At 67.7% G+C, this 26936-nt stretch carries 19 protein-coding genes; 15 read left to right on the top strand and 4 right to left on the bottom strand.

All coding sequences use genetic code 11. From position 1 onward, the window contains the following. Positions 1–129 precede the first annotated feature (129 nt). The 3 genes from ABJK40_RS21125 to ABJK40_RS21115 all read left to right on the top strand — a co-directional run bounded on the left by ABJK40_RS21125 (position 130) and on the right by ABJK40_RS21115 (position 5834). Positions 130–3654, top strand: coding sequence for a glycosyltransferase (locus ABJK40_RS21125; RefSeq protein WP_348478245.1), 3525 nt, complete (start codon positions 130–132; stop codon positions 3652–3654). After that, a complete protein-coding gene (locus ABJK40_RS21120) occupies positions 3651–5210 on the top strand; it encodes a DUF5719 family protein (protein WP_348478244.1) in 1560 nt (519 codons plus the stop codon). Before ABJK40_RS21125 ends, ABJK40_RS21120 begins: the two co-directional genes overlap by 4 nt. Positions 5211–5381: 171 nt before the next feature. Continuing rightward, positions 5382–5834, top strand: a complete 453-nt coding sequence (locus ABJK40_RS21115) for a thioredoxin domain-containing protein (RefSeq protein WP_348478243.1) — start codon at positions 5382–5384, stop codon at positions 5832–5834. Positions 5835–5982: 148 nt separating this feature from the next. On the opposite strand, the gene ftsH is transcribed toward ABJK40_RS21115, so the two are convergent. Then, a complete protein-coding gene (gene ftsH / locus ABJK40_RS21110; protein ID WP_348478241.1) occupies positions 5983–7977 on the bottom strand; it encodes an ATP-dependent zinc metalloprotease FtsH in 1995 nt (664 codons plus the stop codon). Between the two features lie 259 nt (positions 7978–8236). Here ftsH and ABJK40_RS21105 point away from each other — a divergent pair, with 259 nt between their 5' ends. The 7 genes from ABJK40_RS21105 (at position 8237) to ahcY (ending at position 17518) form a co-directional block, all read left to right on the top strand. Beyond that, positions 8237–8701 (top strand): DUF3499 family protein, encoded by a 465-nt coding sequence (locus ABJK40_RS21105; RefSeq protein ID WP_348478240.1) that lies wholly within the window; start codon positions 8237–8239, stop codon positions 8699–8701. Positions 8702–8761: 60 nt separating this feature from the next. Beyond that, entirely contained in the window at positions 8762–9481 is a 720-nt protein-coding gene (locus tag ABJK40_RS21100; protein ID WP_348478239.1) for a CPBP family intramembrane glutamic endopeptidase, read from the top strand. A 92-nt stretch (positions 9482–9573) separates the two neighbouring features. Beyond that, positions 9574–12558: a 6-pyruvoyl-tetrahydropterin synthase-related protein gene (locus ABJK40_RS21095; protein ID WP_348478238.1), complete on the top strand. Its 2985-nt coding sequence runs from the start codon at positions 9574–9576 to the stop codon at positions 12556–12558. A gap of 67 nt (positions 12559–12625) precedes the next feature. Next, positions 12626–13987 carry a phosphomannomutase/phosphoglucomutase gene (gene manB / locus ABJK40_RS21090; RefSeq protein WP_348478237.1) on the top strand — a complete coding sequence of 454 codons (1362 nt, stop codon included), beginning with the start codon at positions 12626–12628 and terminating at the stop codon, positions 13985–13987. Between the two features lie 82 nt (positions 13988–14069). Next, positions 14070–14312, top strand: coding sequence for a Trm112 family protein (locus tag ABJK40_RS21085; RefSeq protein ID WP_348478236.1), 243 nt, complete (start codon positions 14070–14072; stop codon positions 14310–14312). A gap of 131 nt (positions 14313–14443) precedes the next feature. Next, positions 14444–15835, top strand: coding sequence for a hypothetical protein (locus tag ABJK40_RS21080; protein WP_348478235.1), 1392 nt, complete (start codon positions 14444–14446; stop codon positions 15833–15835). 210 nt (positions 15836–16045) lie between these two features. Continuing rightward, positions 16046–17518 (top strand): adenosylhomocysteinase, encoded by a 1473-nt coding sequence (gene ahcY / locus ABJK40_RS21075; RefSeq protein ID WP_348510392.1) that lies wholly within the window; start codon positions 16046–16048, stop codon positions 17516–17518. A 280-nt stretch (positions 17519–17798) separates the two neighbouring features. Here ahcY and ABJK40_RS21070 read toward each other — a convergent pair whose 3' ends face one another. From ABJK40_RS21070 to ABJK40_RS21060, 3 genes are all read right to left on the bottom strand, one after another. Further along, positions 17799–18731: a hypothetical protein gene (locus tag ABJK40_RS21070; RefSeq protein WP_348481015.1), complete on the bottom strand. Its 933-nt coding sequence runs from the start codon at positions 18729–18731 to the stop codon at positions 17799–17801. Between the two features lie 156 nt (positions 18732–18887). Next, entirely contained in the window at positions 18888–19520 is a 633-nt protein-coding gene (locus ABJK40_RS21065) for a lysoplasmalogenase (protein WP_348481016.1), read from the bottom strand. 57 nt (positions 19521–19577) lie between these two features. Next, positions 19578–20243 carry a hypothetical protein gene (locus tag ABJK40_RS21060; protein ID WP_348481017.1) on the bottom strand — a complete coding sequence of 222 codons (666 nt, stop codon included), beginning with the start codon at positions 20241–20243 and terminating at the stop codon, positions 19578–19580. Positions 20244–20410: 167 nt separating this feature from the next. On the opposite strand from ABJK40_RS21060, the gene ABJK40_RS21055 reads away from it, so the two are divergent. The 5 genes from ABJK40_RS21055 to ABJK40_RS21035 all read left to right on the top strand — a co-directional run bounded on the left by ABJK40_RS21055 (position 20411) and on the right by ABJK40_RS21035 (position 26934). Further along, positions 20411–21049, top strand: a complete 639-nt coding sequence (locus ABJK40_RS21055) for a phosphoribosyltransferase family protein (RefSeq protein ID WP_348481018.1) — start codon at positions 20411–20413, stop codon at positions 21047–21049. An 86-nt stretch (positions 21050–21135) separates the two neighbouring features. Beyond that, positions 21136–23982 carry a preprotein translocase subunit SecA gene (secA, locus tag ABJK40_RS21050; protein WP_348481019.1) on the top strand — a complete coding sequence of 949 codons (2847 nt, stop codon included), beginning with the start codon at positions 21136–21138 and terminating at the stop codon, positions 23980–23982. 9 nt (positions 23983–23991) lie between these two features. Next, on the top strand, positions 23992–25098 hold the full coding sequence (prfB, locus tag ABJK40_RS21045) for a peptide chain release factor 2 (RefSeq protein ID WP_348481020.1): 1107 nt from the start codon (positions 23992–23994) through the stop codon (positions 25096–25098). 212 nt (positions 25099–25310) lie between these two features. Continuing rightward, entirely contained in the window at positions 25311–25988 is a 678-nt protein-coding gene (gene ftsE / locus ABJK40_RS21040) for a cell division ATP-binding protein FtsE (RefSeq protein ID WP_348481021.1), read from the top strand. 43 nt (positions 25989–26031) lie between these two features. Further along, entirely contained in the window at positions 26032–26934 is a 903-nt protein-coding gene (locus ABJK40_RS21035) for an FtsX-like permease family protein (protein ID WP_348481022.1), read from the top strand. The last annotated feature ends 2 nt before the right edge of the window (positions 26935–26936 follow it).

The raw sequence follows: 26936 nt of genomic DNA, 5'->3' as shown, positions 1-26936 counted from the left end.
ATGGGTCGACGTCGCGCCGTGGTGGGCGCCGATCGCGCGGGCACCGTCCACGACGAGGGCCGGTGACGCCTGCCACGGCCGTGGCAGTGACCCGTTCGGCGGAGATCGCAGCGCTAGCCTCGCCAGGTCGTGGAACCGGAGACTCAGAACGCACCGCCCGTCGTGGCCGTCGTCGTCGTCCACGAACCGGGTGACTGGTTCGAGGAGACGCTCGACGCGCTCGCGGACCAGGACTACCCCAATCTGCGGTTCCTGTTCCTCCTCACCGGGCCCTCACGGTCCACCCCGTCGGGGGTTCTCGGTGGCTCGGGTGCGGGCGCTGCAAGCGACGGCGTCGATGCCGTCGAGACGGTCATCGAGCGGCGCCTCCCGAACGCCTTCGTCCGTGATCTGGGAGCGAACGTCGGTTTCGGTGGAGCTGCCAACGAGGTCCTGCGTCTCGTGGAAGGACAGAACGGCTTCTTCCTTTTCTGTCACGACGACATCGCGCCCGACCGCGATGCCGTGCGACTCCTCGTCGAGGAGTTGTACCGCTCGAACGCCGGGGTGGTCGGACCCAAACTCGTCCAGTGGGACGACCCCGGCGTGCTCGAGAGCGTCGGGCTGAGTCTCGACCGCTTCGGCGAGGTCGACCAGGCGATCGAACCGGGGGAGGTCGACCAGGAGCAGCACGACGGAGTCCGCGACGTGTTCGTCATCCCGTCGGCGATGATGCTCGTGCGAGCCGACCTCTTCCGCGAGCTCGACGGGTTCGACGCCGCGATCGAGCTGCACGGCGAGGACATCGAGTTCTGCTGGCGGGTGCACCACAGTGGCGCACGGGTCGTCGTCGCACCCAGCGCTCGCGCCAGGCACCGATCCGACCTGGTCGCCCGTCGACCCGATCTGAACCACACCCGGATCGCCGCTCGCCACCGTCTGCGCACGGTCGCGACGATGACCGGACTCGCACGTCTGCCCGGCCGAGTCCTGGAACTCGTCGTGCTCACGGTGGCGAGCCTCGTGGTCGGGCTGTTCACGGGTCGCTTCCGCCAGGGCGTCGCAGCGCTCCGCTCGCTGCTCGGGCTGATCCCCAGGCTCCCGTCGATCGTGGCTCGTCGCCGGGCGGTCTCGTCCATCCGGCAGGTGCCCGAACGCGAGGTGCTCGGTCTCCAGCAACGCGGCAGCGCACAGCTCAACTCGTTCCTGCGTTCTCGCGAGACCACCACCTACGTGGGCAGCACCACCAGCGTGCGGCGGTGGCGAGAGAGCACCACGGCGCCCGTGATCGCATGGATCGTCGTGCTGTCGCTGCTCCTGCTCGGCAGCCGGAGCGCTCTGGCCGGCGGTGTGCCGCCGGTCGGGGAGTTCCTGCGGTTCCCCGACAGTCCGCGCGATCTGCTCGCCGCGTACACGTCGGGGTGGAACCCGCACGGGCTGGGAGCGACCGAGGCGAATCCGACCGGCCTCGCCATCCTCTCCGTGTTGTCGTTCACCACGCTCTTCCGGATGGGATTGCTCCAGACCGTGTTCCTGATCGGGATCGTGGTGGTCGGCCTGATCGGCCTGTGGAAGCTGGCGACCGTGTTCCCCTCCACGCGGGCGCGCATCGCGGCACTGGTGGTGTACGCAGCGTCTCCGCTGGTCGGCGCGGCCTACGCGATCGGTTCCCTCGACGTGTTGGTGGCGTTCGCGGCCGTGCCGTGGATCCTGCACACGCTCCGGCGTGCCGTGGGTGTCGAGATGGCCGATCCGCAGGCGGCGCGCTCGGACATGGCCGACGGTCTGGTCGAACTGTCCTGGCCCGAGCGACTGCGTCGCACGATGCAGTTCGCCATCGTCGTCGCGCTGGGAGCGGCCTTCGTGCCGGTCGTCGTCGCGCTCGCCGTCGTGCTCGGCGTGCTGCTGGCGGTCGGGACGCTGCTCGCTCTCGCACCGTGGAGGACGGCGCTGCACTACGTGCTGGTCACGGGTGCCGGGGTCCTGGTGGCGCTGCTGTTGAACATCCCGTGGGTGTCCACGTGGTCATGGGATCGCATCGTCGGCCCGAGTCCGATCGGTGATCCCGGCCGGGGCCTCCGCGAACTCGCTTCGTTCGAGATCGGTCCGATCGACTTCGCCTCGCTCACCCTCGCCCTGTACCTCCCGGTCGTCGGTGCGATCCTGCTCGCACGGGCGTGGCGTCTCACCTGGGCGGTGCGGTCCGGCGTGATCGTCGTCGGCTTCGGTTTCCTCGCCGTCCTCGGCGACCGCGGCGCACTTCCCTTCTCCGCGCCACAGGCCGGCGTACTGCTGGTCCCGGTGGCTGCGGGGCTGGCCATCTCGGCAGCGGCGGCGCTGGCCGCCTTCGACCTCGACGTGCGCGGTGGTTCCTTCGGGTGGCGTCAGCCGCTCGGCATCGCGTCGAGCATCGCCATCGCGGTCGGCGTGTTCCCCGGCGTCGTGGGAATCACGTCGGGCGACTGGAACGCCCCGTCGACGCCGCTGTCACGCCTGATCGATGCCCAACTCCCCGACGTGCCCGCCGACGGCGACGGGGACTACCACGTGTTGCTCGTCGGCGACGCCCGACTCCTTCCGGTGCCGTCCACCGAGTACCGCGACGGCATCTCGTTCGCGGTGATCGACGACGACGGTCTGGAACTGCCCGCCCGATGGAGCGCTCCCGCAGCGGGAGAGGCCGCCGTCGTCGACGCGCTCGACCAGATCGCATCCGGCTCGACCCAACGTGCGGGTCGACTGCTCGCACCGTTGGGAATCCGGTACGTGATCGTTCCCGAGTTCGACGACGTCGTGTCCACCACCGACGAGCCGTTGGCACTGCCGACGGGCCTCGTCGACGCGATCGACGAGCAACTGGACATCGTGTCGAGCCAGAGCATCCCGACCGTCGAATACTTCGAGAACACGTCGTGGCTCCCCACGTACTCGCTGCTCAGCGGCGCCACCGCCGAGGCGAGCCTCAGTGCCGGCAACGAGGCGCTCGTGCGTGCCGACCTGTCGTCAGCGGTCGCCGCCTTCTCGGGGACCGACGCCCGGTCGTCCTCCTCTGCAGCGATTCCGGCGGGAACGGTGCACGTCGCCGTGCCGTTCGACCCGAACTGGCGCCTCGAAGTGGACGGCACGCAGATCACGCCGCGCCGTGCGTTCGGGGTGACCACGGCGTTCGACGTCGAACAGGCGGGAACGGCCACGCTGTCGTACTCGACGCCGGGTTCGCGGACCGGTGCTCTGGTCGTGCAGTTCCTGCTGTGGACGCTGGTGCTCTTCGGGGCGACCAGGGTGAGCATCCCCCTCGCTCGCCGACGTGGTCCGCTCGTCACCGACGAGACACTGATCATGCTGGGTGAGGAGGGTCCCGACACGGTGCGGGTGTCGCCCACGTTCGACCCGGGGCTCGACATGACCGGGCAGGTCGCACGACTCGCCGCCGTCGATCCCGACGGCCCACCGGAGTTCGCGGAGCCGGAGTCGGACCGGCACGGTCCCACCGTCGACGGCGGGCCCGATCGGGATCCGATCGACGAACTCCCGTGGGTCGACGAACTGATCGACGAGGTGGCCGACCCGATCGCGGTCGATCCGATCGCTGTCGACCGGTACCCGGTCGACGCGGACCGGGTCGACGCTGACTCCGACGGGGAGTCGGCCGACCCCGAGGAGGAGTCGTCATGAGTCGTCGAGCCATCCCGGCACTGGTGCTGGTGCTCGTCGGGCTGATCGGTCTCGTCATCGTCGGCAGGAACACACCCGAGCCCGAGACCCCGTTCTTCGCGTCGACGGGTGGCACGTGGATGCCTGCGGTCGGTACTTCGGGCGCGCTCACGGGAAGCTGGTTCTGCCCGGGCGTTCCCACGAGCGGTGATGGTGCGGGCGGCGAGATCGTCGTCTCGAACCGCGACGCACAGCAGATCGTCGGCAGGTACCTGGTGCTCACCGAGGAAGGTGTGGTGGCCGACGAGAGCTTCTCGGTCGGCTCGTGGGCCCAGCGCACGATCGACGTCACGTCGCTGACCTCGGCCCCATTCGCGAGCGTGGTGGTCGAGATCGAGGGCGGCGGTGGACTGGTCGAGCAGCGGGCGATCCACCCGCTCGGCAACTCCGTCGCCGCCTGCTCGAACGACACATCGGCCAACTGGTACGTCGCCGACGGCTACACGCTGGAGGAGAGCATCGAGACGCTGATCCTCACGAACCCGTTCGACGAACCGGTCGTGGCCAGCCTCCGGTTCTCGACCGAGGAGCGCGAAGCCCAACCGGGGCAGTTCGGCGGGTTCACGGTGCCACCGCGTTCGGTCCGCACGATCCGGATCGCGGATCTCGGCGCACGCGACGAGCCGATCATCTCCGTGGCGGTCGAGGCCACGGCGGGTCGACTCGTCGTCGCCCGCGCCCAGGAGTACCGCGGTGGCGGACGCTTCGGTTTCGACGTCTCGTTGGCGGCGCCCGAACTGCGTGACCAGTGGTGGTTCGCCGACGGCGAGCGGACCGACGGGGTGACCGAGACGTACTCGATCTACAACCCGACCGACGAGGAGGTGGAGGTGACGGTGTTCTTCGGCGGCCTCCCCCTCGCGTCCTCGGCGGTGAACGAACTCGACAACCCCATCGTGGTCCCTCCTCTGCGCGCCGTGATCTTCGACCCCGCAGCCGATCGGGGCGGCGGCGACGTCGTCGAACCAGAGGCCTCCGTGCCCGGTGACGGCACGAGCGACGTCGGCGACGACGGGGAAGACGACGGGATCGTCGATCTGCAGCCGGCGTCGACGGAGTTGCCCGAGGGGCGACATGCAACGGTGTTCTCCACGTTGGCGCAACCGTCGATCGTGGTCGAGCGGGTCCTGACCCGCCCGGCGGACGGATCGATCTCCACGTCGGTGGTGCTCGGTGCGCCGCCACGCCCCGACGGGTTCGTGCCGAACACCTGGCACATGGGCATCGGACCCACCGAACCGACCGAGGACGCCCTCGTCGTCTACAACATCGACCAGATCGAGGCCACGGTGACCGTGTCCGTGATCGGGCCCGACGGCCCCTCCGCCGTCCCGTCGTTGACCGACGTCCCGCTGGCGAGCGGGTCGATCATCACGATCGACCTGACCGACCCCGACGTTCTCGGACGCGAGCTCGTCGTGGTGTCGACCAGTCGCGTGTTCGTGGAACGATCACTCCCACGGGGCAACGACCTGCCCGGGCGATCCGGCTCCTGGCTCCTGCCTCAGTCCGTCTGACGACCGATCCTCCACCGTTCGGGGCGACCCCGGGGCCCGACGACCGTTCCACCGGGTGACGACACGACGCGTCCGACCGCGGTCCCTGCCTGCTCGGTTCTGCTCGGCCCGGCCCGTTCCCTGCGCGGTCCTGCCCGGTCCGGTCCGGGGCCCGGTCGTTATCCTGTCGAGGTGGCCCGTGTGCTGATCGCTCTCGTCATCGTCGTCGTCGCGGCCGGAGTCGCGTACGTCGTCCAGCGCCGTCGTGTCCCCGACGCACCCACCCAGCGTCGGTACCACGTGCCCGAGCAGCTCGACCGCTCGGACTTCGCCCGTCCTGATGCGCCGTGGCTGGTCGCCGTGTTCACGTCGCAGACGTGCGACATGTGCGCGCAGGTGGCGGGCAAGGCCGCCGTACTGGAGAGCGACGACGTCGCCGTGCAGACCCTCGAGTTCACGCAGCGGCGTGACCTGCACGAGCGCTACCGGATCGACGCGGTGCCGACGCTGTTGATCGTCGACGCGATCGGCGTCACCCGCCACAGCTTCCTCGGTCCGATGACCGCCACCGATCTCTGGGCCGCGGTCGCCGAAGCCCGCGAGCCCGGGAGCACCCCCGACTCCTGCGCGGACCACGCTCACTGACGCCCGTTCGCAGGTCCGGGGGAACGACGCAGGGTCCGGGGCGTGCTCCACCGTCGGGCCCGTCGAGCTGCGAACGGGCACGAAAACGGCCGTGGGCCCGGCCGCTCGGAAGCGACCGGGCCCACCGGAGTCGACGTCGGGAGTGCGACTACTTGAGGATGATGTCCTCGAGGGTGTCGGCCTGTTCGCCGGACTCGATCATGCCCTGCTGGATCAGACGGGCGACGGTGGGTCCGTCGATCGTCTCGTGCTCGAGGAGCGCTTCGGCGATCAGCTCCAGACCCCGACGATGTCGCGTGAGGACGTCCTTCGCACGACGCTCCTGGAAGGTGAGGAGACTCGAGATCTCCTCGTCGAGCAGCTTCGCCGTGTCCTCGGAGTACTCGCGACCCGACGACATGAGGTCGTCGCCGAGGAACGTCGCCTGCTGACCGCTCCACGCCTGAGGACCGACCCGGTCGGACATGCCCCACTCGCGGACCATGCGACGTGCGATGCCGGTGGCCTGCTCGAGGTCGTTGGCGGCACCCGAGTTGAGGTGACCGAACACGACGATCTCGGCCACACGGCCGCCCATCGCCTTGCAGATCGTGTCCTCGAAGTACTCGCGTGAGTAGGTGTGTCGCTCCTGGGGGAGTGACCAGGTGACGCCGAGCGCCATGCCGCGGGGCAGGATCGTGACCTTGTGGAGCGGGTCGCCGTTGGGGAGCACCGTGGCGAGCAACGCATGGCCGCCCTCGTGGTACGCGGTGGCCCGCTTCTCCTCGGCGCTCATGATCACCGACTCACGTGATGCTCCGAGCACCACGCGGTCACGGGCGTTCTCGAAGTCGATGCGTTCGATCTGCTTGGAGCCGCGTCGCACGGCGACGAGCGCCGCCTCGTTGACGAGGTTGGCGAGGTCGGCACCGGACATGCCGACGGTGGCCTGAGCCATCGTGTCCATGTCGACGTCGGGGCCCATCTGCTTGTCGCGGCTGTGCACCATCAGGATCGCCCTGCGCTCGGTGGCCTCGGGGAGCGGGACCACGATCTGGCGGTCGAAGCGGCCCGGACGCAGCAGGGCCGGGTCGAGGATGTCGGGTCGGTTGGTCGCCGCCATGATGACGATGCCCTCCGAGGTCTCGAACCCGTCCATCTCGGCGAGCATCTGGTTGAGCGTCTGCTCACGCTCGTCGTGACCACCGCCGAGACCGGCTCCACGCTTGCGGCCGATCGAGTCGATCTCGTCGATGAAGATGATCGCACGGCCCATGCGGCGGGCCTGCTGGAACAGGTCGCGAACACGCGAGGCGCCGACGCCGACGAACATCTCCATGAAGTCCGAACCGGTGACCGAGAGGAAGCCGACGCCGGCCTCACCCGCCACCGCACGGGCGAACAGGGTCTTGCCGGTGCCGGGCGGGCCGACGAGCAGCATGCCCTTGGGCACGCGAGCGCCGATCTCCTTGAACCGGTCGGGGTAGCGCAGGAAGTCGACCACCTCGCTGATCTCCTGCTTGACCCCCTCGTACCCGGCGATGTCGTCGAACGTGGTCGACGGCTTGTCGGTCGTGTAGGCCTTGGCCTTGCTCTTGCCGATCGACATGACTCCGCCCATCTGGCCCGACGCACGTCGCTGCATCCACACCAGGAAGCCGATGATCAGGAAGATCGGGAGCATGAAGCCGAGCAGGTTGAGCAGGAAGTTGCTGCTCGGTGCCTTGTACTTCACGTCGACGCCGTTGTCACGCAGGAAGGTCTGATCGCCTTCGAACAACCCCGCCTCGCCACCACCCGTGGTGTTGAAGGACTCGCCGTTGGTCAGCTCACCGGTGATCTTGCCGGAACCCTTCTCGACGAGGACCTCGCCCTCGACGTTGCCCGCCTCGACCTGGGCGATGAACTCCGAGTACGAGAGATCGGCGCCGTCGTTGCTCGGCCACAGGCTGGGAAGCAGCAGCGCGCCGAGAGCGACGAGTCCGATGATGTACCAGCCCCACTTCGGGAAGCCGGGCTTCGTCTCACCGTCGCCACCGTTGTCGGGGCCGCCCTGAGGCGTGAACTTGTTCTTGGGTGCCGGACGTTCGAGCTTGCCGGGTCGCTTCGGGCCCCGGCCCGCTCCCGGAGGGGGAGGTGGTGGGGGAGGAGGCAGATTGCTCATCGACACATGATACGACGCAACACCGGGCCCGCCCGGTCGTACCGGTCCGATCGGATGTGCGAATCGCCACGTCCGCGCCGGGAACAAGGCGCCGACCACGACGGTTGACCTCCTTCGCGCCCGACGTCCCGGCGACGCCCGCCGGCCCACGGATCACGCCGCGCGATCACACCGGACGACGTCCTCCCCGCGCTGCCGCGGTCTCGGGCGGCGGCGGGTATCCACCAGGTCGCGCGGACGTTCGTTTACCGTGACGCACATGGGAGTTGGGTCCGACCACACGAACCATCCGATCAGTGGCGAATCGAGTCTGTTCGACCGCATCGCACGCCAGATCGCCGACACCGCCACGACGTTTCCCGCCGATGTGACGGCCGAACTGATGCGTCCGGCGACCGAGCACTCCCATGCCGACCACTCCGGCCCCGGAGGAATCCTGCTGGATCGCCGGGGCTCCTGGCCCGCACCCGACAGCTCCACGCAGATCGAGCGGCCGCGGATCGCGAGTCGCCAGTGTTCGCGGACCGGGTGTTCCGATCCCGCAGGCGTCACGCTCACCTACGACTACCGCCGCTCGCAGGTGTGGATCGACCGCCTCGCACCCGAGCGCAATCCGCACGACTACGACATGTGCGACCGGCACGCGGAACGTCTGTCCGTGCCACGCGGGTGGCATCTCGACGACCGTCGCAGCGCCCACCGCAGCCCCCTCGTCGCCGTCTGACCACGACGGATCCGTCGGCAGAGCTGCGGGCGTGTCACGGCCAGCGGTAGCGTCGCCGGCGTGACGACCGAGCGGGTGTCCGCCACTGCGAGCGACGCGGACTGCCCGATTCCGGCTCGGGCCGGCCTGATCGGCTTCGTCGGGACCTGGCTCTGCGCGTCCGTCGCCTCCTCCCTGCCCCTCGTCGCATTCGTCGACCCCGACGACACGGTCCCGATCCCGGTGCTCGCGGCCTCACTGCTCGCGGGGTGGATCACGTTTCTCGTCGGTGTCACGCTGACGTCCCGCACGAACGGGTCGGGCGATGTCGCCTCGGATCTCGGCATCACCGCACGCCCGATCGATCTCGTCGGGATCCCCATCGGGATCGTCGCGCAGGTCGCGGTGGTGCCGCTCGTGTACGTGCCGTTGCGTGCGGCGTGGCCGGCGACCTTCGACGACGAGGCGCTGACCGACACGGCCAAGGACCTCGTGGACCGGGCCGACGGCATCCTGCTGCCGCTGCTCTTCGTGCTGGTGGCGTTCGGCGCTCCGATCGTCGAGGAGATCGTGTACCGCGGACTCCTGCAACGGCCGCTGCTGCGCCGGTACCCCACACCGGCCGTCATCGTCGGTGTCGCCGCCGTGTTCGCACTGATCCACTTCCGGCCGGTCGAGTACCCCGGGCTCTTCGTCGCCGGACTCGTGTTCGGAGTCTGCGCGTGGCGCACCGGCCGCGTCGGCCTGGCGGTCGCGGCACACGTCGGGTTCAACCTCGCCGGTCTCGCACTCGCCCTCTGACGTCGACGTCACCCACCGATGAACTCTGACGAAGTGACGGGGTTCTCGCCTGCCGATTTGTCAGAATGGTCGATCTGTGATGGGCGCCGACGATGAGTGACGATGTTCGAGACGCCGAGGGGCGCAGTGACGTGCTGACCGACGACCATCGCGCCGAGCGCGACGTCCCCGGCGCGGCCGAGGCGAAGAACCGGGTCGACGGCGACGACGACCTCACTCCCGGACGTCTCGACGGCGCCGACGACCGAGTGGTGCCGTCGGGAGCGGACCCCATGGCCCATGGCGACGACGCCGGTCGCGGCCGCTCGCCGGCCGAACGCATCGGCGCCCGCATCGTGCAACGACCGAGGGCGTGGTGGAACGCACCGTGGTCGACGGAGCGCACGATCAAGTTGATCGTCACCGCGTCGTCACTGATCATCACCACGTGGATCATCACGCGCGTCGTGCACTTCACGCCACTGCCCTTCGCAGGCGACAGCGACCTGATCCTCGACCAGACCACGCCGACCGGCGGGGACATGGGGGCTCACGTGTGGGCCCCCGCGTTCCTGCGTGACCACTTCCTCGCCAACGGCCAACTCTCCGGGTGGAGCATGGACTGGTACGGCGGTCTCCCGCTCTACCGCTTCTACATGGTGATCCCGGCGCTCGCGATCGTCGCGCTCGACTCGATCCCCTTCGTCTCGTACGGCGTCGCCTTCAAGCTCGTCGCCATGTCGGGTCTGGTCACCTTCCCCGCTGCGTGCTGGGCGTTCGGTCGGCTCGCGGCCTTCCGCCACCCGATCCCGGAACTCTTCGCCTTCGGCGGGTTGTGCTTCCTGCTCGACGAGAGCTTCGAGATCTACGGGGGCAACGTCAAGTCCACCATGGCGGGCGAGTACTCGTTCTCCATCGCCCTGACGCTCGCCGTCCTCGGCCTCGGCCTCCTCGCTCACGGGTTGCGAACCGGCAAGCACCGCGTGTCGGCAGCCGTCGTGTTGTCCCTCGCAGCCGTGTCGCACGGGATCGTCCTGATCTTCGTCGGTGTCGCAGCAATCGTCCTGTGCCTGGTCTGGATCGACCGGACCCGAATGGTCTTCGCCGTCACGACCGGCCTCACCACGGTGCTGCTGTCGGCGTGGTGGGTCGGCCCGTTCCTCTTCGGCCACGAGTTCATGACCGACATGAAGTACGGCTTCCGGCCGAGCGGTGCGAACGACTCGTTCTGGGACATGTTCTTCCCACTCACGACGGCGCTCGACTTCCTCGTCACCGGACTCGCACTGGTCGGCTTCGTCGCCTTCGTGGCGAGGCGGCAACTCACCGGCGTGGCCGTGGGTTTGATCTGCCTGCTCTTCTCGGTCGGTGTGTTCATCACACGTGACAGCCTCCCCGTGATCGGGCTCCTCTGGAACCCGCGTCTGTTGCCGTTCGTGTACCTCACGCGCTACCTCCTGATGGTCGTCGGGGGCTACGAGCTGGTCCGTTGGTTGATCGGCATGGGTCGCGAGAGGCTGGCGTCGCGTGAACGGACCCTCGGTGAGAGCACCGGCGCGTACGCCGCTGTCGGCGTGTCGATCCTGTTGGTCTTCGGCTGGATGTACGAGGTGCTGCCCTTCGACGGCAGGGTCGTCGAGACCGAGGGGGAAGCACCCGTCTACGCATGGGGGCCGCTGCGCAAGAGCGCGACCTCGGGTCGAGCGGTGGCCGACGGGTGGACCCGCTACAACTGGCAGGGCTACGAGGGACGCCCGTCGTACCCCGCCTACTACGACCTCGTCCAGACGATGGACGGCCTCGGTGAGGACCGAGGGTGCGGTCGCGCCCTGTGGGAGAACAACAGTGCGAACAGCGAGTACGGCACGACGATGTCGCTGATGCTCCTGCCTCACTGGACCGACGGGTGCATCGGATCGATGGAAGGGCTGTTCTTCGAGGCCACTGCGTCCACGAACTACCACTTCCTCACCGCGGCTGCGGTGTCGGAGAGTGCGTCGAATCCGGTCCGTCAGTTGCGCTACGTCAACAACGACGACGAGGTGGGCGTGCGCCACATGCAGGATCTCGGCGTGCGATACCTGATGGTGCGCACCGACGCCGCCAAGGCCGACGCCGCGATCAACGACGAGCTCGAGTTCGTCGCGGTGTCCGGGACGTGGGAGGTCTACGAGGTCCAGAACTCGAACATCGTCGAGGCTCTCGACGTGGCTCCCGTCGTGGTCGACCCGTCACCCGACGACGACTGGTACAAGCCCGGCGACGACCGCGAGCGCAACCTCGAACTCGGCACGAGTTGGTTCCAGAACCGCGAGACCTGGCCGGCGATGCCCGTCGACGAGGGGCCCGAGGAATGGCAACGGGTCACTGCCACGCTCGTCCAGGACCAGAGGATCGAACCGTTCGACGACCAACTCCGCAAGGTCGACTACGTGGCCCCCGAAGGCGGGCTCGTTCCGACCCGACTGCCCGACGTGTCGGTCACCGACGTCGACATCCGCCAGCAGTCGCTGAGCTTCAGCGTCGACCAGATCGGGGTGCCGGTCCTGGTCAAGGTCAGTTACTTCCCGAACTGGACGGTGTCGGGTGCCGAGGGTCCCTACCGTGCCGGGCCGAACCAGATGATCGTCGTTCCGACCCAGACCGACGTCGAGATGACCTACGACGCCCGTGTCGGTCTCGACTGGTTCTTCTACCTGATGACGGCGCTGGGCATCGGACTGTGTTTCCTGTGGCGACGCCGCGGTGACGTCGTGCACGCCGACACGGTGCCCTCGTTCGCCCATGCCGGCGCAGTCGGCGCAGTCGGGACAGTCGACGCAACCCTCCCGCCGTCGGGGCACGACGAGCCATGGAGCCCACCGGACCCGGGGGCCCACGGACCGAACGACGTCGCCGATCCGGTCGGTGACGATCCCGAGGTCGACTCGGCGGACGTCGGAACCGACGATCCGGTCCTCTCCGGCGATCGCGCCGCACCGATCACCGACGACCACGACCGGGTCGTCGACCCGATCGATCCGACGCCGATCCAGCTCTCGTCGATCGACGACGGGTTCGCGTCGTTCGGTGACGACGGGACCGATACGGTCAGGTGAATCGCACCGGGCTGTCGCTTCGTCGTCACCGTGCCAACATCATCGACCGATAACGTCACGCCCCGTCATGTCAGTCCTCAACCAGATCGTCAAGGCCTACGACATCCGCGGAACCGTGCACGACGAGGTCAACGCCACTGTCGTCCACGCCCTCGGGGTGGGTTTCGCCAACTTCGTCACTGCATCCGGTGCGGATCGAGTCGTGATCGCACGTGACATGCGCCCGTCGGGCCCGTCGCTCGTCGAGGCCTTCACCCGCGGGCTGAACCAGCACGGTGTCGACGTCGTCGACATCGGATTGGCATCCACCGACCTGATGTACTTCGCGTCGGGCACGTTGGGGATCCCGGGCGCCATGTTCACCGCGTCGCACAACCCGGCCGGGTACAACGGCATCAAGCTGTGCCTCGACGGTGCCCGACCGGTCGGTGCCGACTCGGGCCTGGCCGAGGTGCAGTCCGTCGCGCAGTCGGTCCTCGACGGGGACGAACCGGCACGCAGCCAACGGCAGGGTGAGCGCACCGAGGACTCCATGCTCGACGCATTCGTCGAGCACGTGCTCACGTTCGTCGACCTCTCGGAGATCGGCCCGATGAGGGTCGTCGCCGACACGGCGAACGGCATGGGCGGCCTCGTGGTGCCGGCCGTGCTCGAACGACTCGACGGCGTCGACTTCGAGATCATGTACCCCGAGTTGGACGGCACGTTCCCGAATCATCCCGCCGACCCGCTCCAGCCGGCCAACCAGCGTGACCTGCGCGCGCGCGTCGTCGCCGGAGGCTTCGACCTCGGACTCGCATTCGACGGTGACGCCGACCGCGTCTTCGTCGTCGACGAGACGGGCAACGGGCTCAGCGGTTCGACCACCACGGCGATCCTGGCTGCGGCGACGCTGCGCCAGCACCCCGGTGCGACCGTGCTGCACAACCTGATCTGTTCGCGCTCGGTTCCCGAGGTGGTCGTCGAGCACGGCGGGGTCCCCGTGCGGACGCGCGTGGGCCACTCCTACATCAAGCAGGTCATGGCCGAGACCGGAGCCCTGTTCGGCGGCGAGCACTCCGCGCACTACTACTTCGCCCGGAACTTCAACGCCGACAGCGGGCTGATCGCCTCGCTGATGGTGATGGCCGAGGTCGGCCGCTCGGGTACGCCACTGTCGGAACTGCGCGCACCCTTCGAGCGGTACTGCTCGAGCGGCGAGATCAACACCCAGGTCCACGACGCGCTCGCCGTGATCGACCAGGTCAGCGGCGAGTTCGCCGATCGTCCGCAGGACGACCTCGACGGGCTCACCGTCGACTGCGGCGACTGGTGGTTCAACCTTCGTCCGTCGAACACCGAGCCGCTGCTCCGCCTCAATCTCGAAGCGCCGACGCGCGATGCGTGCGATGATCACGTCGCCGAGCTGCTCGCGCTGATCACGAGCTGACGGCGATCCACCACCACGCCACCACCAGCCTCTCCACCACCAGCCTTTCCACCACCCGCCTTTCCACCACCAGGACGTCACCATGCCGCTCTCGCCCGACCTGCTCGCCATCCTCGCCTGCCCCGAGGACAAGGGCCCGCTCTACAACCTCGAGGACGAAGGCGTCCTCTACAACCCGCGCCTGTTCCGCACGTACGCCGTGCAGGACGGCATCCCGGTGATGCTGATCGACGAGGCGACGACCGTCGACGCCGAGGAACACGAGCGCCTCATGGGTCTCGTCGAAGCCGGTGCGATCGCGCCCACCTTCGACGCGGGCACTTGACGATATCGACAATCAAGTTTACGGTCGGACGGGCCGATGGAGGAACACAGGCACGTCGCACGATGCGGCGACGTGCAGAATTGTCTCGCGCGCCCGCCCGAAATATGACGAACGAGTTACGATTGGACACGATGATCTCCACAACAGTCTTTCGACGGGGCGCTGCGCTCCTCCTCGGTCTGACCGCGGTCGGTGTGGTTCCCACCGTCTCGAACGTGTCCGCTGCGCCTGCGACGTGCGCCGCCGAGAGCCTCTGCGCCGGTGGGGAGTACTTCCCCGTCACACCGACCCGCATCTTCGACCAGCGTGGCGTCGACGCCAACGGTGAGGTCGTCGTACCGGTGGTCGGGGTCAACGGCATCGACGGTGCGCCGAGTGGTGTTCCCGCCGACGGCGTGCTCGCCGTCGCCGTGAACGTCACCATCGCCGGCGCCGCCGGCAACGGTTTCGCCTCGGTCAGCCCGTCGGACTACGTCGGCGGTGGCGATCCCACCTCGTTGATCAACTTCCAGTACGCCGGTCACACCGTCCCGAACTTCGGGATCATCGGCGTCGGTGCGCAGGGCGAGATCAAGATCGACCTGTCGACGGAGAGCGCAGGCTCGAGCCGCGTGATCGTCGACGTGTTCGGCTTCGTCGCCACGTCCGGGTTCGAGGGAACCGACGATGCTCCGCTGGTCGACGGCGCCCGCATGGTCACCGTGACGCCGCAGCGTCTCTACGACTCGCGTGAGATCGGCGCGACCCTCGGTGCGAAGCAGTCCGTCGAGATCCCGGTGCGTGGGCGGGCGGGCGTTCCGACCGACCCCGACGTCACCGCCGTGGTGGTCAACCTGACCGGCATCAACAACCCGTCCGGCAACACCGGCACGTATCTCACCCTCACCCCCGAGCAGGTGTCGTCGAGTCTCGCCGAGGCGCCCAGTTCCAACGGCAACTACCCGTCGGGCGTCACCAAGGCCAACCTCGCGATCGTGCCGATCAACGACGCCGGGAGCATCTGGCTCTACAACCGTGGCGGTCGGATCAACGTGGCGCTCGACGTCGTCGCCTACCTGGAGACGGGTGCGGACGAGACCAGCCGCACCGGCCGCATCGTCCCGCTCGAAGCCCCGTTCCGCTCGTTCGACACCCGTGAACCCGAGTTCGGAAGCGCCAAGCTCGGCTTCTCGTCCTGGGAGGACTGGAGCTTCGACGACTTCGCCGGATCGGTCCAGCTCAACGGTGCCGCCATCGGCGAGCAGGCCGGACTGTTCGGCAACCTCACTGCCGTGGCACTCGAGCGGCTCTACGCCACCGTCCCGGTGAGGAGCTTCCTCACGATGAACCCGGCCACGCCCGGTGAGTTCCCTGCCGGCGCCCCCGGCAACTCGAACCTGAACTTCACCGAAGGTGGCGCCGTGGCGAACTCCTCGGTCGTCACGTACGGCGACAAGGACGGCGACGACAACATGGTCTCGACCTTCAACGCCGACGGTCGGACCCACTACTTCCTCGACGTCTACGCAGTCATCCTGAAGTAGAGGCCACCCCGTACACGCTCCAGGGTGGGTGCGCCCACCGTCGCTGCCAGGCCCTGGCGGTGTCACGAGTCTCTCGAGAAGGTCCGGCTCATCCGAGCCGGACCTTTTCGTTTTTCGCGCGTATCCTGGCGCCTTCACTTGGCTGTCGTGAATCGGGTCTGTTGGCCCCGGCCTCGTTCGACCACAAAACGAACCACCGGAGGTTTCACCATGTCTGACATCACTTTCGCCGACCGCAAGGACTGGCGCGTCGCCGATCTGTCGATGGCCCCGTTCGGTCGCAAGGAGATGCTCCTCGCCGAACACGAGATGCCGGGCCTGATGGCCCTGCGCAAGGAGTACGGAGAGTCCAAGCCGCTCGCCGGCGCGCGCATCTCCGGGTCGCTGCACATGACGATCCAGACCGCCGTGCTGATCGAGACGCTGACCGCCCTCGGCGCCGAAGTGCGCTGGGCCAGCTGCAACATCTTCTCGACCCAGGACCACGCCGCAGCTGCGGTCGTCGTCGGGCCCCACGGCACCGTCGAGAACCCCGACGGCGTCCCGGTCTACGCCTGGAAGGGCGAGACGCTCGAGGAGTACTGGTTCTGCACCGACCAGATGATGACCTGGCCCGACGCCGCCGACGGCACCAAGTACGACGGACCGAACATGATCCTCGACGACGGCGGCGACGCCACGATGCTGCTGCACAAGGGCGTCGAGTTCGAGAAGGCCGGCGAGGTCCCGGACCCCACCGAGGCATCGAGCGCCGAGTTCGCGATCGTGCTCGGCCTGCTCAACCGCACCCTCAAGTCCGACCCGGGCAAGTGGACCCGCATGGCCGCCAACATCAAGGGTGTCACCGAGGAGACCACCACCGGTGTCCACCGTCTGTACAAGATGATGGAGAACGGCGAGCTGATCTTCCCGGCCATCAACGTCAACGACTCGGTCACCAAGTCGAAGTTCGACAACCTCTACGGCTGTCGCCACAGCCTCGTCGACTCGATCTCGCGGGCGACCGACGTGATGATCGGCGGCAAGACCGCTCTCGTCCTCGGCTACGGCGACGTGGGCAAGGGCTGCGTGCAGTCGCTGCAGGGCCAGGGCGCCCGCGTCATCGTCACCGAGATCGACCCGATCAATGCGCTGCAGGCCGCCATGGAGGGCCTGCAGGTCCTGCCGCTCGAGGACTGCATCGGTGACGTCGACATCTTCGTCACGGCGTCGGGCAACTTCAAACTGATCTCGGTCGACTCGATGAAGCAGATGAAGCACAACGCGATCGTGTGCAACATCGGCCACTTCGACAACGAGATCGACATGGACGGGCTCTCGCGTTCGGGTGCGACTCGTGACGAGCTCAAGCCGGGCACCGACGTGTGGAAGTTCGACGACGGCAAGCAGATCATCATCCTCGCCGAGGGTCGCCTCGTGAACCTCGGTTGCGCCACGGGCCACCCGAGCTTCGTGATGTCCTGCTCGTTCACCAACCAGGTGCTCGCCCAGATCGAGCTGTACCAGAACACGGCCAGCTACCCGCTCGACGTGTACGTGCTGCCCAAGGCGCTCGACGAGAAGGTCGCCCGTCTGCACCTCGATGCCCTCGGTGTGAAGCTCACGCAACTCACCGACGAGCAGGCCGAGTACCTCGACATCGACCCCTCGGGCCCGTTCAAGCCCGAGAACTACCGCTACTGAGCGGATATCGACCCGGCAAGTGTGAGCCGTGGACTGCGATGTCGCGGTCGTGGGCTCACACTCGCCGACGGGGTGCGGCGTCCTGCTGCAGCAGGTGTGAGCTGTGGACCGCGATGTCGCGGTGGTGGGCTCACACTCGCCGACGGGGTTCGGCGTCCTGCTGCGCTGCTGCTGCAGCAGGTGTGAGCTGTGGACCGCGATGTCGCGGTGGTGGGCTCACGGGTCCCGGATCAGGTGTGGAGGAGTGGCGTCGGGCTCGAGCCCGGGACAGGGACGCGTGTCACCGTGCGCCAGAGCGGGCGGCGACGACATCGGCGATGAGCGAGACCACGTCGGCGGGATGCTTCATCGCGTGCCACCCCACGTAGAGCATCTCCCATCCGCACGCAGCCGCGCGCAGGTCTCGGTCGGCGTCGCGGGCCTCGGCGAGCGGGCCGAAGTGATGTCGTCTGCTGTGGGCCTCGATCGCCAGCTTGACATGGGGGATCGCGAAGTCGACACGTGCGACGAACTCGCCGACCGGCGTGCAGATCTCGTACTGAGGGACGAGCGCCGGAAGCCGGGGATCGTCGAGACACCGTGCGAGCAGTTCCTCGAACCAACTTCCAGGGACGCGACCTTCGAACGGGATGGCATCGAGGAGGCGGAGCAGTCGACTCGTGCCCGGTTGCCCCGGTCTGTCGAGTCGTTCTGCCGTGCGTCGGAGCCAGTGCAGTGAGCATCCCGACCGTCGCGCCGACGTGAGTGCCTGAGCCAGCTGGTCGACGTTCACGACCGAGCCGAGGTCGGCGAGCGTTCGGGCGAGGGTCGTGACGGCGATGCCGCCGATCTCGGTGAGATCGACCGGTTCGAGCGGGGTGAGGTGGTGCGAGACGACGCCCGTGTCGAACTGCCACCGGTGCAGGCGGTCGGTCGTGACCTCGACGACCTCGCAGTCCGACCATCCGTCGAGGCCGTGGAGGCGGGCCGCAGATCGATGCGATGCACACGCATGACCGTTGATCGCGACCGTCGCGGCGCGGAGCCGATGCTCGAACGTAGGTACCGAACCGGCGATGCAGATGACGCCGGGATACGGCTCGGTGAGCCAACCCTGGCGGATCGCCGTCGCGATGCGCTCGTTGCTGAGATGTGCGGCGGCCTGGGATCTGGTGATGACGCTGTGCGAATCGGCTGCGAGCTCCGTCACAGCGGCAATCGCGCTGTCGGGCATGGTGGCGACTGTACGCAGGGGGTGCTTCAGAGTTCTTTCGAAGGCACCGCCCGGTCGGTTCGACGCCCGCTCGGTGTGAGCTCCCCACTGCGAAGTCGCGGTCCAGGGCTCACATCGGGCCGGTCGGTGGGCCCGGGCTCGTCCGCGGGAACTCGGTCAGGAGCCCGGCGCGCCCGCGAGCACACCGGTGACGATCGCCGCTTGACCCACGTGGTAGAGGACGTGGATCCAGACGCGACGGTCGGGCCGGGGTGACACGAAACGATCCGACCCGAGCAGTCCGTCGGACAGTGCGAAGGCGAGTGCACCAGCGGCGATCACCCAGCGACCGGTGCCGGAACCGGCGACGATCACCACGCAGGTCACGGCGACGTAGGCGAGCACGGGAACGCGCAACGACGATCCGCGGATCGATCGTTCGATCGGCCGGCCGAACCACGCGAGGAGCAGGACGAGACCTGCAGCGCCCGCTGCCAGCAGGGGGCCCGGATCCCACGTCAGCCCGAAGGCCACGACGTAGGCCAGGTGGCCGACGAGGAACGAGCCCAACCCGACGATGAAGCGGTCGACCTGGGGGAGCAACGCCAGGTCGCCGACGAGACCGAACACCAACGCGGCCACGATCCAGGGCCGGACGCTCGCGGGCTCCAGATCGGCGGTGGCGGCGAGCCCGATCAGTGCCACCATCACCGCAGGCTTCGCGACGCCCTCGACACGTGACCGGCCGGTGCGAACGGCCATCCAGTCGGTGCCGGCAGCGAATGCGGCGAGCAGTGCCCAGGCGATCACGTCGGCCGACCGTACCGGGCGGACGGAGCAGCCCGTGACGCGGGTGCTGATCGACGATCAGCGGGTGGCGCCGTGGATCTGCGGGGTCGGAGTGGCACCCGCCATCGTGAGGAGGGGCAGGAAGATCTGCACCAGGGGGCCGATCCCGAACATGAAGGCCAGCGTGCCGACCCCGATCGCGCCACCCAACAGGACGCCGACCAGCAGGACCGTCAGTTCGACGAAGGTGCGTCCGGCACGAATCGAGATCGACCGACCGGCGATCGACTGTCTCGCCAGACCGGTCATCAGTCCGTCACGTGGACCGGGCCCGAGCCCCGCACCGATGTAGAAGCCCGATCCGACGGCCACCACGACGATGCCGCCGGCCATCATCGGCACGCGAGCCGCGAGGAGTTCGTGGTCGCCGATGATCGGCGACGCGATGTCGAACACGACGCCGATCACGACGGCGTTGAGGATAGTACCGAGGCCCGGACTCTCGTGCAACGGAATCCACAGGAGCAACAGCAGCACGCCCGTGATGACGATGATCCAGCCCGTGGAGACGCCGGTGAGTTCACCGACGCCGGTGTGGAACACGTCCCACGGGGCGGCACCCAGTTCGGAGCGGACCAGCAGCGTGATGCCGACGCCGAAGAGGACGAGGCCGAACATGCAGCGACCGATCCGTTCGCCGGGGCGATCCCTCGGAATGAACGCAGGTCGGGATGCATCGGCCACGAGCGAAGGGTAGAAGGGTGCTACCCGGTGTGCCGGATTGGTTTCCGGCGAAGCTGGTGGTGGCGATGACACCCCGGCGACACGACACCCGCGAGGCGTCGGCGCGTTCGAGCCGCCCGGACGGCGGTTCCGGAAACTCTGGAGTACCCCCTGACTTGAATGGTCTCATGATCTTCGAGACGCGCTGCGCCGGATGTGACAAGCCGGGATCCGCCATCTGCACCACGTGCCGATTCGCCCTGGTCGGACCACCGCCCCGCGATCAGGCGCACGGCGTCATCGCGGCCGTGCCCTTCACCGGTCGGGCGCGCAGCATCGTGCTCGGGATGAAGTACCGCAACCGCCGGGCGGTGGGCCGCCACCTGGCCGGTCTGATCGTCAACCGCCTGGTCGCACAGCACGCCCACCACGGCATCGACGTGGTCACGTGGGCGCCCACCAGCGCCCGGCGCCGGCGCGAGCGCGGCTTCGACCAGGGTGAATTGCTGGCCCGATCGGTGGCGCGCCAACTCGGGGTTCCGTGCCGCAGGCTGCTGGAGCGCGATGCCTCGCCGTCCCAGACCGGGCGCAGCCGAGCCGAGCGCCTCGACGACGCACCCCGGTTCGACGCACGCCCCGGCATCGACGGCGCACAGGTCCTCGTGGTGGACGACGTGGTCACGACCGGATCGACATTGCGGTCGGCTGCGGCCGCCCTCGAGGAACGTGGGGCGGTCACGCGGCTCGCCACCGTGGCGTCCACCCCCGATTCGCGCTCGGCCACCGTCCTGGCGTTCCGTCGACGGGGGGCGTCGCACGCCGCGTGACGCTCGTCGCGGCCCACGAATGCGACCGGTCGCACTCGTGCGTGCCCCGGTCCCGCTTCGGTCGCGCCGATAGCATGATCGGTCGCATGGGAATTCTCGATCGCATCCTCCGCGCCGGTGAAGGCAAGAAATTGAAGGCGCTCCACGGCATCGTCCCCGAGATCAACGCACTCGAAGGCGACTACAAGGCGCTCTCCGACGAGGGTCTTCGAGCCAAGACCGCCGAGTTCCGTCAGCGTCTCGACAACGGCGAGGATCTCGACGACCTCCTCGTCGAGGCGTTCGCCGTGATGCGCGAGGCCGCCGACCGCACGCTGGGTCAACGCCACTTCGACGTCCAGATGATGGGTGGCGCAGCGCTGCACTTCGGTTGGGTCGCCGAGATGAAGACCGGCGAGGGGAAGACCCTCACCTCCACCGCACCGGTGTACCTCAACGCGCTCGAACGCAAGGGTGTCCACCTGGTCACGGTGAACGACTACCTCGCGCAGTACCAGTCCGAATTGATGGGTCGTATCTACCGGTTCATGGGAATGGACGTCGGTCTCGTCCTCCCCGGCAAGGGCGACACGCCGGCGCAGAAGCGGGCGGCCTACGCCGCCGACGTCACCTACGGCACGAACAACGAACTCGGCTTCGACTACCTGCGCGACAACATGGCGCCGAGCAAGGAAGCCAAGGTCCAACAGCGGGGCCACAACTTCTGCATCGTCGACGAGGTCGACTCGATCCTCATCGACGAGGCACGCACGCCGTTGATCATCTCGGGCCGTGTCGCCGACGCCGCCAAGCTCTACTACCGCTTCGCGTCGATCGTCCGCTCCCTCAAGCGTGACGAGGACTACGAGTTCGAGGAGGACAAGCGCGTCTGCGTCCCGACGGAGCAGGGCATCGAGAAGGTCGAGGCCGCTCTCGGGGTCGAGAACCTCTACGACAACGTGCAGGCCAACCTGGTGCACCAGTTCAGCGTCGCGCTCAAGGCCAAGGAGATCTACAAGCGCGACAAGGACTACATCGTCCAGGGCGGCGAGGTGAAGATCGTCGACGAGTTCACCGGTCGCGTGCTCGAGGGTCGCCGCTGGTCCGAAGGCATCCACCAGGCGGTCGAGGCCAAGGAGGGCGTGAAGATCAAGGAGGAGAACCAGACTCTCGCCACGATCACGCTGCAGAACTACTACCGGCTCTACGAGAAGTTGGCGGGCATGACCGGCACCGCCGCCACCGAGGCCGCGGAACTGATGAACACCTACGGCCTCGGCGTGGTGCCGATTCCCACCAACCGGCCGTTGGTTCGCCTCGACGACGCCGACCTGATCTTCAAGACCGAGAGCGCCAAGTTCGAGTCGATCATCGACGACATCGAGGAGCGTCACGAGAAGGGCCAGCCGATCCTGATCGGCACGGCGAGCGTGGGCAAGTCGGAACTGCTCGGGCGACTGCTCGAACAGCGCGGGATCAAGCGCGAGGTCCTCAACGCCAAGCAGCACACCCGCGAGGCCGAGATCGTCACACAGGCGGGTCGACTCGGTGCGGTCACGGTCGCCACGAACATGGCGGGTCGCGGCGTCGACATCCTGCTCGGTGGCAACCCGGAGGGCCTGGCCCGCAAGGACGTGCTGCGCACCGGATACGAGGACGAGCACCTGACCGAGGAGTTCGCGCTCGCGATGCCCCTCGACCAGATGCCCGAGGAGTACCGGACCAAGCGCACGGAGGCGCAGGCGCTGTACAGGGAACGTCTCGAGCACCACCGCGGTCTCTGCCAGGCCGAGGGCGACAAGGTCCGTGAGCTGGGCGGGCTGTACGTGGTCGGCTCCGAGCGCCACGACAGTCGTCGCATCGACAACCAGTTGCGCGGTCGCTCGGGCCGCCAGGGCGACCCGGGCGAGTCCCGGTTCTTCCTCAGCCTCGAGGACGACCTGATGCGCCTGTTCGCCACGGGCGCGCTGAACTACGTCATGGGTCGGGCGCTGCCCGACGACGAGGCGATCGAGGCGAAGATGGTCACCAAGGCCATCGAGCGTGCGCAGACCACCGTCGAGACGAAGAACGCCGAGATCCGCAAGAACGTCCTCAAGTACGACGAGGTGATGAACGAGCAGCGCAAGATCATCTACAAGCGCCGCGACCAGATCCTCGACGGCGAAGACCTGCGGGCCGCCGCCATGGAGTACCTCGCCGACGCCGTCGATGCGCTGATCGCCACGCACTGCGCCTCGGCGGCCGACGACGAGTGGGACCTCGGCGGGCTCGCGAAGGAACTCACGCTGTACTGGCCCGGCTCCAGCACCGAGGAACAGCTCAGGGACTGCGCCGACACCGACGAGATCTACGACATGATCATGGCCAACGCCACCGCCCACTACGAGGCGCGCGAGACCGAACTCGGCGAGGAAGTGCTGCGCCAGGTGGAGCGCCAGGTGATGCTCCGCATCATCGACCAGCGCTGGCGCGAGCACCTCGAGGAGATGGACTACCTGCAGGGCGGCATCAACCTGCGCGCGATGGGCCAGATCGATCCGCTGACCGAATGGCAGCGGGAGGGCTTCGAGATGTTCGGAACGATGATGACCGGGATCGCCCAGGACTTCGTCAAGTACGTCATGCACGTGCAGGTCGTCCAGAACCAGGCCGGGACGCCGACCTCCAGTGACGGACGCACCGCCATCGCCGACCCCGCCGACGCGAACCAGGACGGCGTCGTCGATGCCGCCGAGTCGGGCGTCAGCAACCTGCAGACCAGTTCGTCGGACGACGTCGATCTCAGCATCTCGGAGACCGGAGGTGGAGCCGGCGCGAGTCCGCAGCCGGCTGCCGCGTCGACGAAGCAGCAGACCGTCGTGAAGGACGCGTTCGCGAAGACTCCGCGCAACGCACCGTGCCCGTGCGGCAGTGGCAAGAAGTTCAAGAACTGCCACGGCGAGACCTCCTGAACACATCACATGCGTGACTTCTCCTCCGACATCGCCGACGTCCAGCGCCGCATCGGCGAGGCCGCGTCGTACCTGGCCATCGCCGAGAACCGCGAACGCTTCGCGGTCCTGGAAGCCGAGATCGCCGACCCGGCGCTGTGGGACGACCAGGACAACGCCCGCAGGCTGAACACCGAGTACGCCAACCTCAAGGACGATCTCGACACGTTCGATGCACTGTCCCAGCAGGTCGGCGACATCGAGGTGCTCCACGAACTCGCACGTGACGACGACGACGCGAGCCAGGAGCCCGAGATCGAGTCCGAGATCGCAGCGGTGGCGGACCAACTCGGCAAGCTCGAACTGCGCAGCCTGTTCACCGGTGAGCACGACGACGCCGACTGCATCGTGCAGATCAACGCGAAGGACGGCGGCGTCGACGCCCAGGACTTCTCCGAGATGCTCCTGCGGATGTACGAGAAGTGGTGCGAGCGGCGGGGCTTCGAGATCACGCTCAACGGCGTGAGCGAAGGGGCCGAGGCGGGGATCATGTCGGCCGAGGTCACCATCTCCGGCCGGTACGCCTACGGTCTGATGACCGCCGAGCGGGGCACGCACCGCCTCGTGCGGATCAGCCCGTTCGACAACCAGGGTCGTCGCCAGACATCGTTCGCTGCAGTGCAGGTGTGGCCGCTGCTCGAGGACGTCGACCTCGAGATCGACGAGTCCGACATCGAGATGCAGGTCTTCCGTGCGTCCGGAGCCGGTGGTCAGCACATCAACAAGACGTCGTCGGCGGTGCGCTACATCCACCATCCGACCGGGCTGGTCGCGAGTTCGCAGGAGGAGCGCAGCCAGCTCCAGAACCGTGAGCGTGCGATGGGTCGCCTGAAGAGCATGATCGCCGCCAAGGTCGAAGAGGAACGCCAGGCCGAACTCGACGCGATCGCAGGCAAGCAGGCCCAGGTCGGTTGGGGCAGCCAGATCCGCAGCTACGTGATGCAGCCGTACCAGATGGTCAAGGACCTGCGTACCGAACTGGAGACCGCCAACGTGCAGGGAGTGCTCGACGGCGACATCGACTTCCTCATCGAGGGCTATCTCCAGATGCGTCGTGCCGGCACCGACGACGACTGACCCGCAAACGGGGTGACCGGTGTCAGACGTCGTTCACCCCGCCACGACGACCGCCGACCGTTGACTGCGGTGAACGACGTCTGACACCGTTCACCCCGTCGACGACGGCTGACACCGTGTGGTCTGGTGGCAGGCGTCATGTCGGGGTGCCGCGCCTCGCAGGTGGGGGAGCGGTACCGTGTTCCAGCCCATCCAGGCGGGAACCACATCTCATGATCAGACTCGAAAACGTCACCAAGAGCTATTCCACCGAAGTGGTGGCCGTCAAGGACGCCAGCTTCGACGTCGCCAAGGGCGAGTTCGTCTTCCTCGTCGGTCCGTCGGGCTCGGGCAAGTCCACGCTGCTGCGGATGCTCAACCGCCAGGACCGACCCGAACGCGGTGCCGTGTGGGTCGCAGGACGCAACATCGTCGACCTCCCCGGTGGGCGCATCCCGATGCTGCGCCGCAACATCGGCAACATCTTCCAGGACTACAAGCTGCTCCTGGAGAAAAACGTGTTCGAGAACGTCGCCTTCGCCCAAGAGGTGATCGGTCGCCCCAAGCACGTCATCAAGCAGCAGGTCCCCGCCGTGCTCGACCTCGTCGGCCTCGCCGGCAAGGAGGAGCGCATGCCGAACCAATTGTCGGGCGGTGAACAACAGCGCGTGTCCATCGCACGGGCCTTCGTCAACCGGCCGCTGATCCTGCTCGCCGACGAGCCCACCGGCAACCTCGACCCGGCCACCGGCGAGGGCATCATGCGCCTGCTCGACCGCATCAACAAGACCGGCACCACGATCGTCATGGCCACCCACGACCAGCGCATCGTGAACACGATGCGCAAGCGCGTCATCCAGCTCGACCGCGGCATCATCGTCCGTGACCAGGCGCGCGGCGTCTACGAGTGATCGCGATGCCGAACCGATCTGCGACAGAAAGCTCTGATTCCTGATGCTCTCCCGCGTCCGCTACATCTTCCGTGAGACGTTCGACAGCTTCCGGCGCAACGCCACGCTGACGGTCGCCTCGATCATCACCGCGGCGATCTCGCTGCTCGGCGTCGGCCTCACGCTCCTCAGTCAGGAAGGCTTCGACAACCTGCTCTCCAAGTGGGAGGGCGGCGTGGAGATGATCATCTTCATGCGTCCCGACGTCACTGCGGACCAGCGCGCGTTGATCGAGGCGAACCTCGACGGCAACAACCAGTTCATCGAGTCGTGGACGTACTGCGACGTGGACTGCTCGCTCGCCGAACGCGATCGTGTCCTCGCCGCCGAGCCGGGCACGCGCGACCTGATCACCGCGGACAACATCCCCACCCAGTACAAGGCCGTCCCGACCGAGGCGACCGACGTGGCCCTGCTGCGCCAGGTCACCGACGCCTTCGCCGAGGGACCCGGGGTGTTCGAGGTGGTCTTCGCCGAGGACCAGATCTCACTCATCGAGCAGCTGCAGTCGTTCTTCGGGTTCCGGCTCTTCCTGCTGTCGGGCTTCTTGTTGCTCGCTGCGATCCTGCTGATCTGGAACACGATTCGGACCGCGATCTTCGCGCGACGGCGCGAGATCGAGGTGATGAAGCTGGTCGGCGCGACCGACTGGTTCATCCGCGTCCCGTTCATGCTCGAAGGCCTGTTGCATGGAGTGATCGGCGGCGCATTGGCATCGGTGGGTCTCTTCGCGTGGAACTCGCAGTGGACCGACGGCGTGCAGGGCTTCCCGCCGAACAGTGGATTCGCCGCGCTCGTGATCACGAACGGCTACGACAAGTTCGTGATGCTGATCATGCTCGCGATCGGCGCCATCGCGGGAGCCATCGGCTCGGGCATCGCCGCCTCCAAGTTCCTCGACGTCTGAGT

Source organism: Ilumatobacter sp., assembly GCF_039969435.1.
In the GTDB taxonomy this organism is placed as follows: Bacteria; Actinomycetota; Acidimicrobiia; order Acidimicrobiales; family Ilumatobacteraceae; genus Ilumatobacter_A.
This window is presented reverse-complemented; position numbering and strand designations above follow the sequence as displayed.

Bases quoted from the DNA above. Each gene is read 5' to 3' on its own strand.
- ABJK40_RS21120 (WP_348478244.1), top strand. From the start codon at position 3,651: ATGAGTCGTCGAGCCATCCCGGCACTGGTGCTGGTGCTCGTCGGGCTG.
- ftsH (WP_348478241.1), bottom strand. From the start codon at position 7,977: ATGAGCAATCTGCCTCCTCCCCCACCACCTCCCCCTCCGGGAGCGGGC.
- ABJK40_RS21105 (WP_348478240.1), top strand. From the start codon at position 8,237: ATGGGAGTTGGGTCCGACCACACGAACCATCCGATCAGTGGCGAATCG.
- ABJK40_RS21095 (WP_348478238.1), top strand. From the start codon at position 9,574: ATGAGTGACGATGTTCGAGACGCCGAGGGGCGCAGTGACGTGCTGACC.
- manB (WP_348478237.1), top strand. From the start codon at position 12,626: ATGTCAGTCCTCAACCAGATCGTCAAGGCCTACGACATCCGCGGAACC.
- ABJK40_RS21085 (WP_348478236.1), top strand. From the start codon at position 14,070: ATGCCGCTCTCGCCCGACCTGCTCGCCATCCTCGCCTGCCCCGAGGAC.
- ABJK40_RS21080 (WP_348478235.1), top strand. From the start codon at position 14,444: ATGATCTCCACAACAGTCTTTCGACGGGGCGCTGCGCTCCTCCTCGGT.
- ahcY (WP_348510392.1), top strand. From the start codon at position 16,046: ATGTCTGACATCACTTTCGCCGACCGCAAGGACTGGCGCGTCGCCGAT.
- ABJK40_RS21070 (WP_348481015.1), bottom strand. From the start codon at position 18,731: ATGCCCGACAGCGCGATTGCCGCTGTGACGGAGCTCGCAGCCGATTCG.
- ABJK40_RS21055 (WP_348481018.1), top strand. From the start codon at position 20,411: ATGATCTTCGAGACGCGCTGCGCCGGATGTGACAAGCCGGGATCCGCC.
- secA (WP_348481019.1), top strand. From the start codon at position 21,136: ATGGGAATTCTCGATCGCATCCTCCGCGCCGGTGAAGGCAAGAAATTG.
- prfB (WP_348481020.1), top strand. From the start codon at position 23,992: ATGCGTGACTTCTCCTCCGACATCGCCGACGTCCAGCGCCGCATCGGC.
- ftsE (WP_348481021.1), top strand. From the start codon at position 25,311: ATGATCAGACTCGAAAACGTCACCAAGAGCTATTCCACCGAAGTGGTG.
- ABJK40_RS21035 (WP_348481022.1), top strand. From the start codon at position 26,032: ATGCTCTCCCGCGTCCGCTACATCTTCCGTGAGACGTTCGACAGCTTC.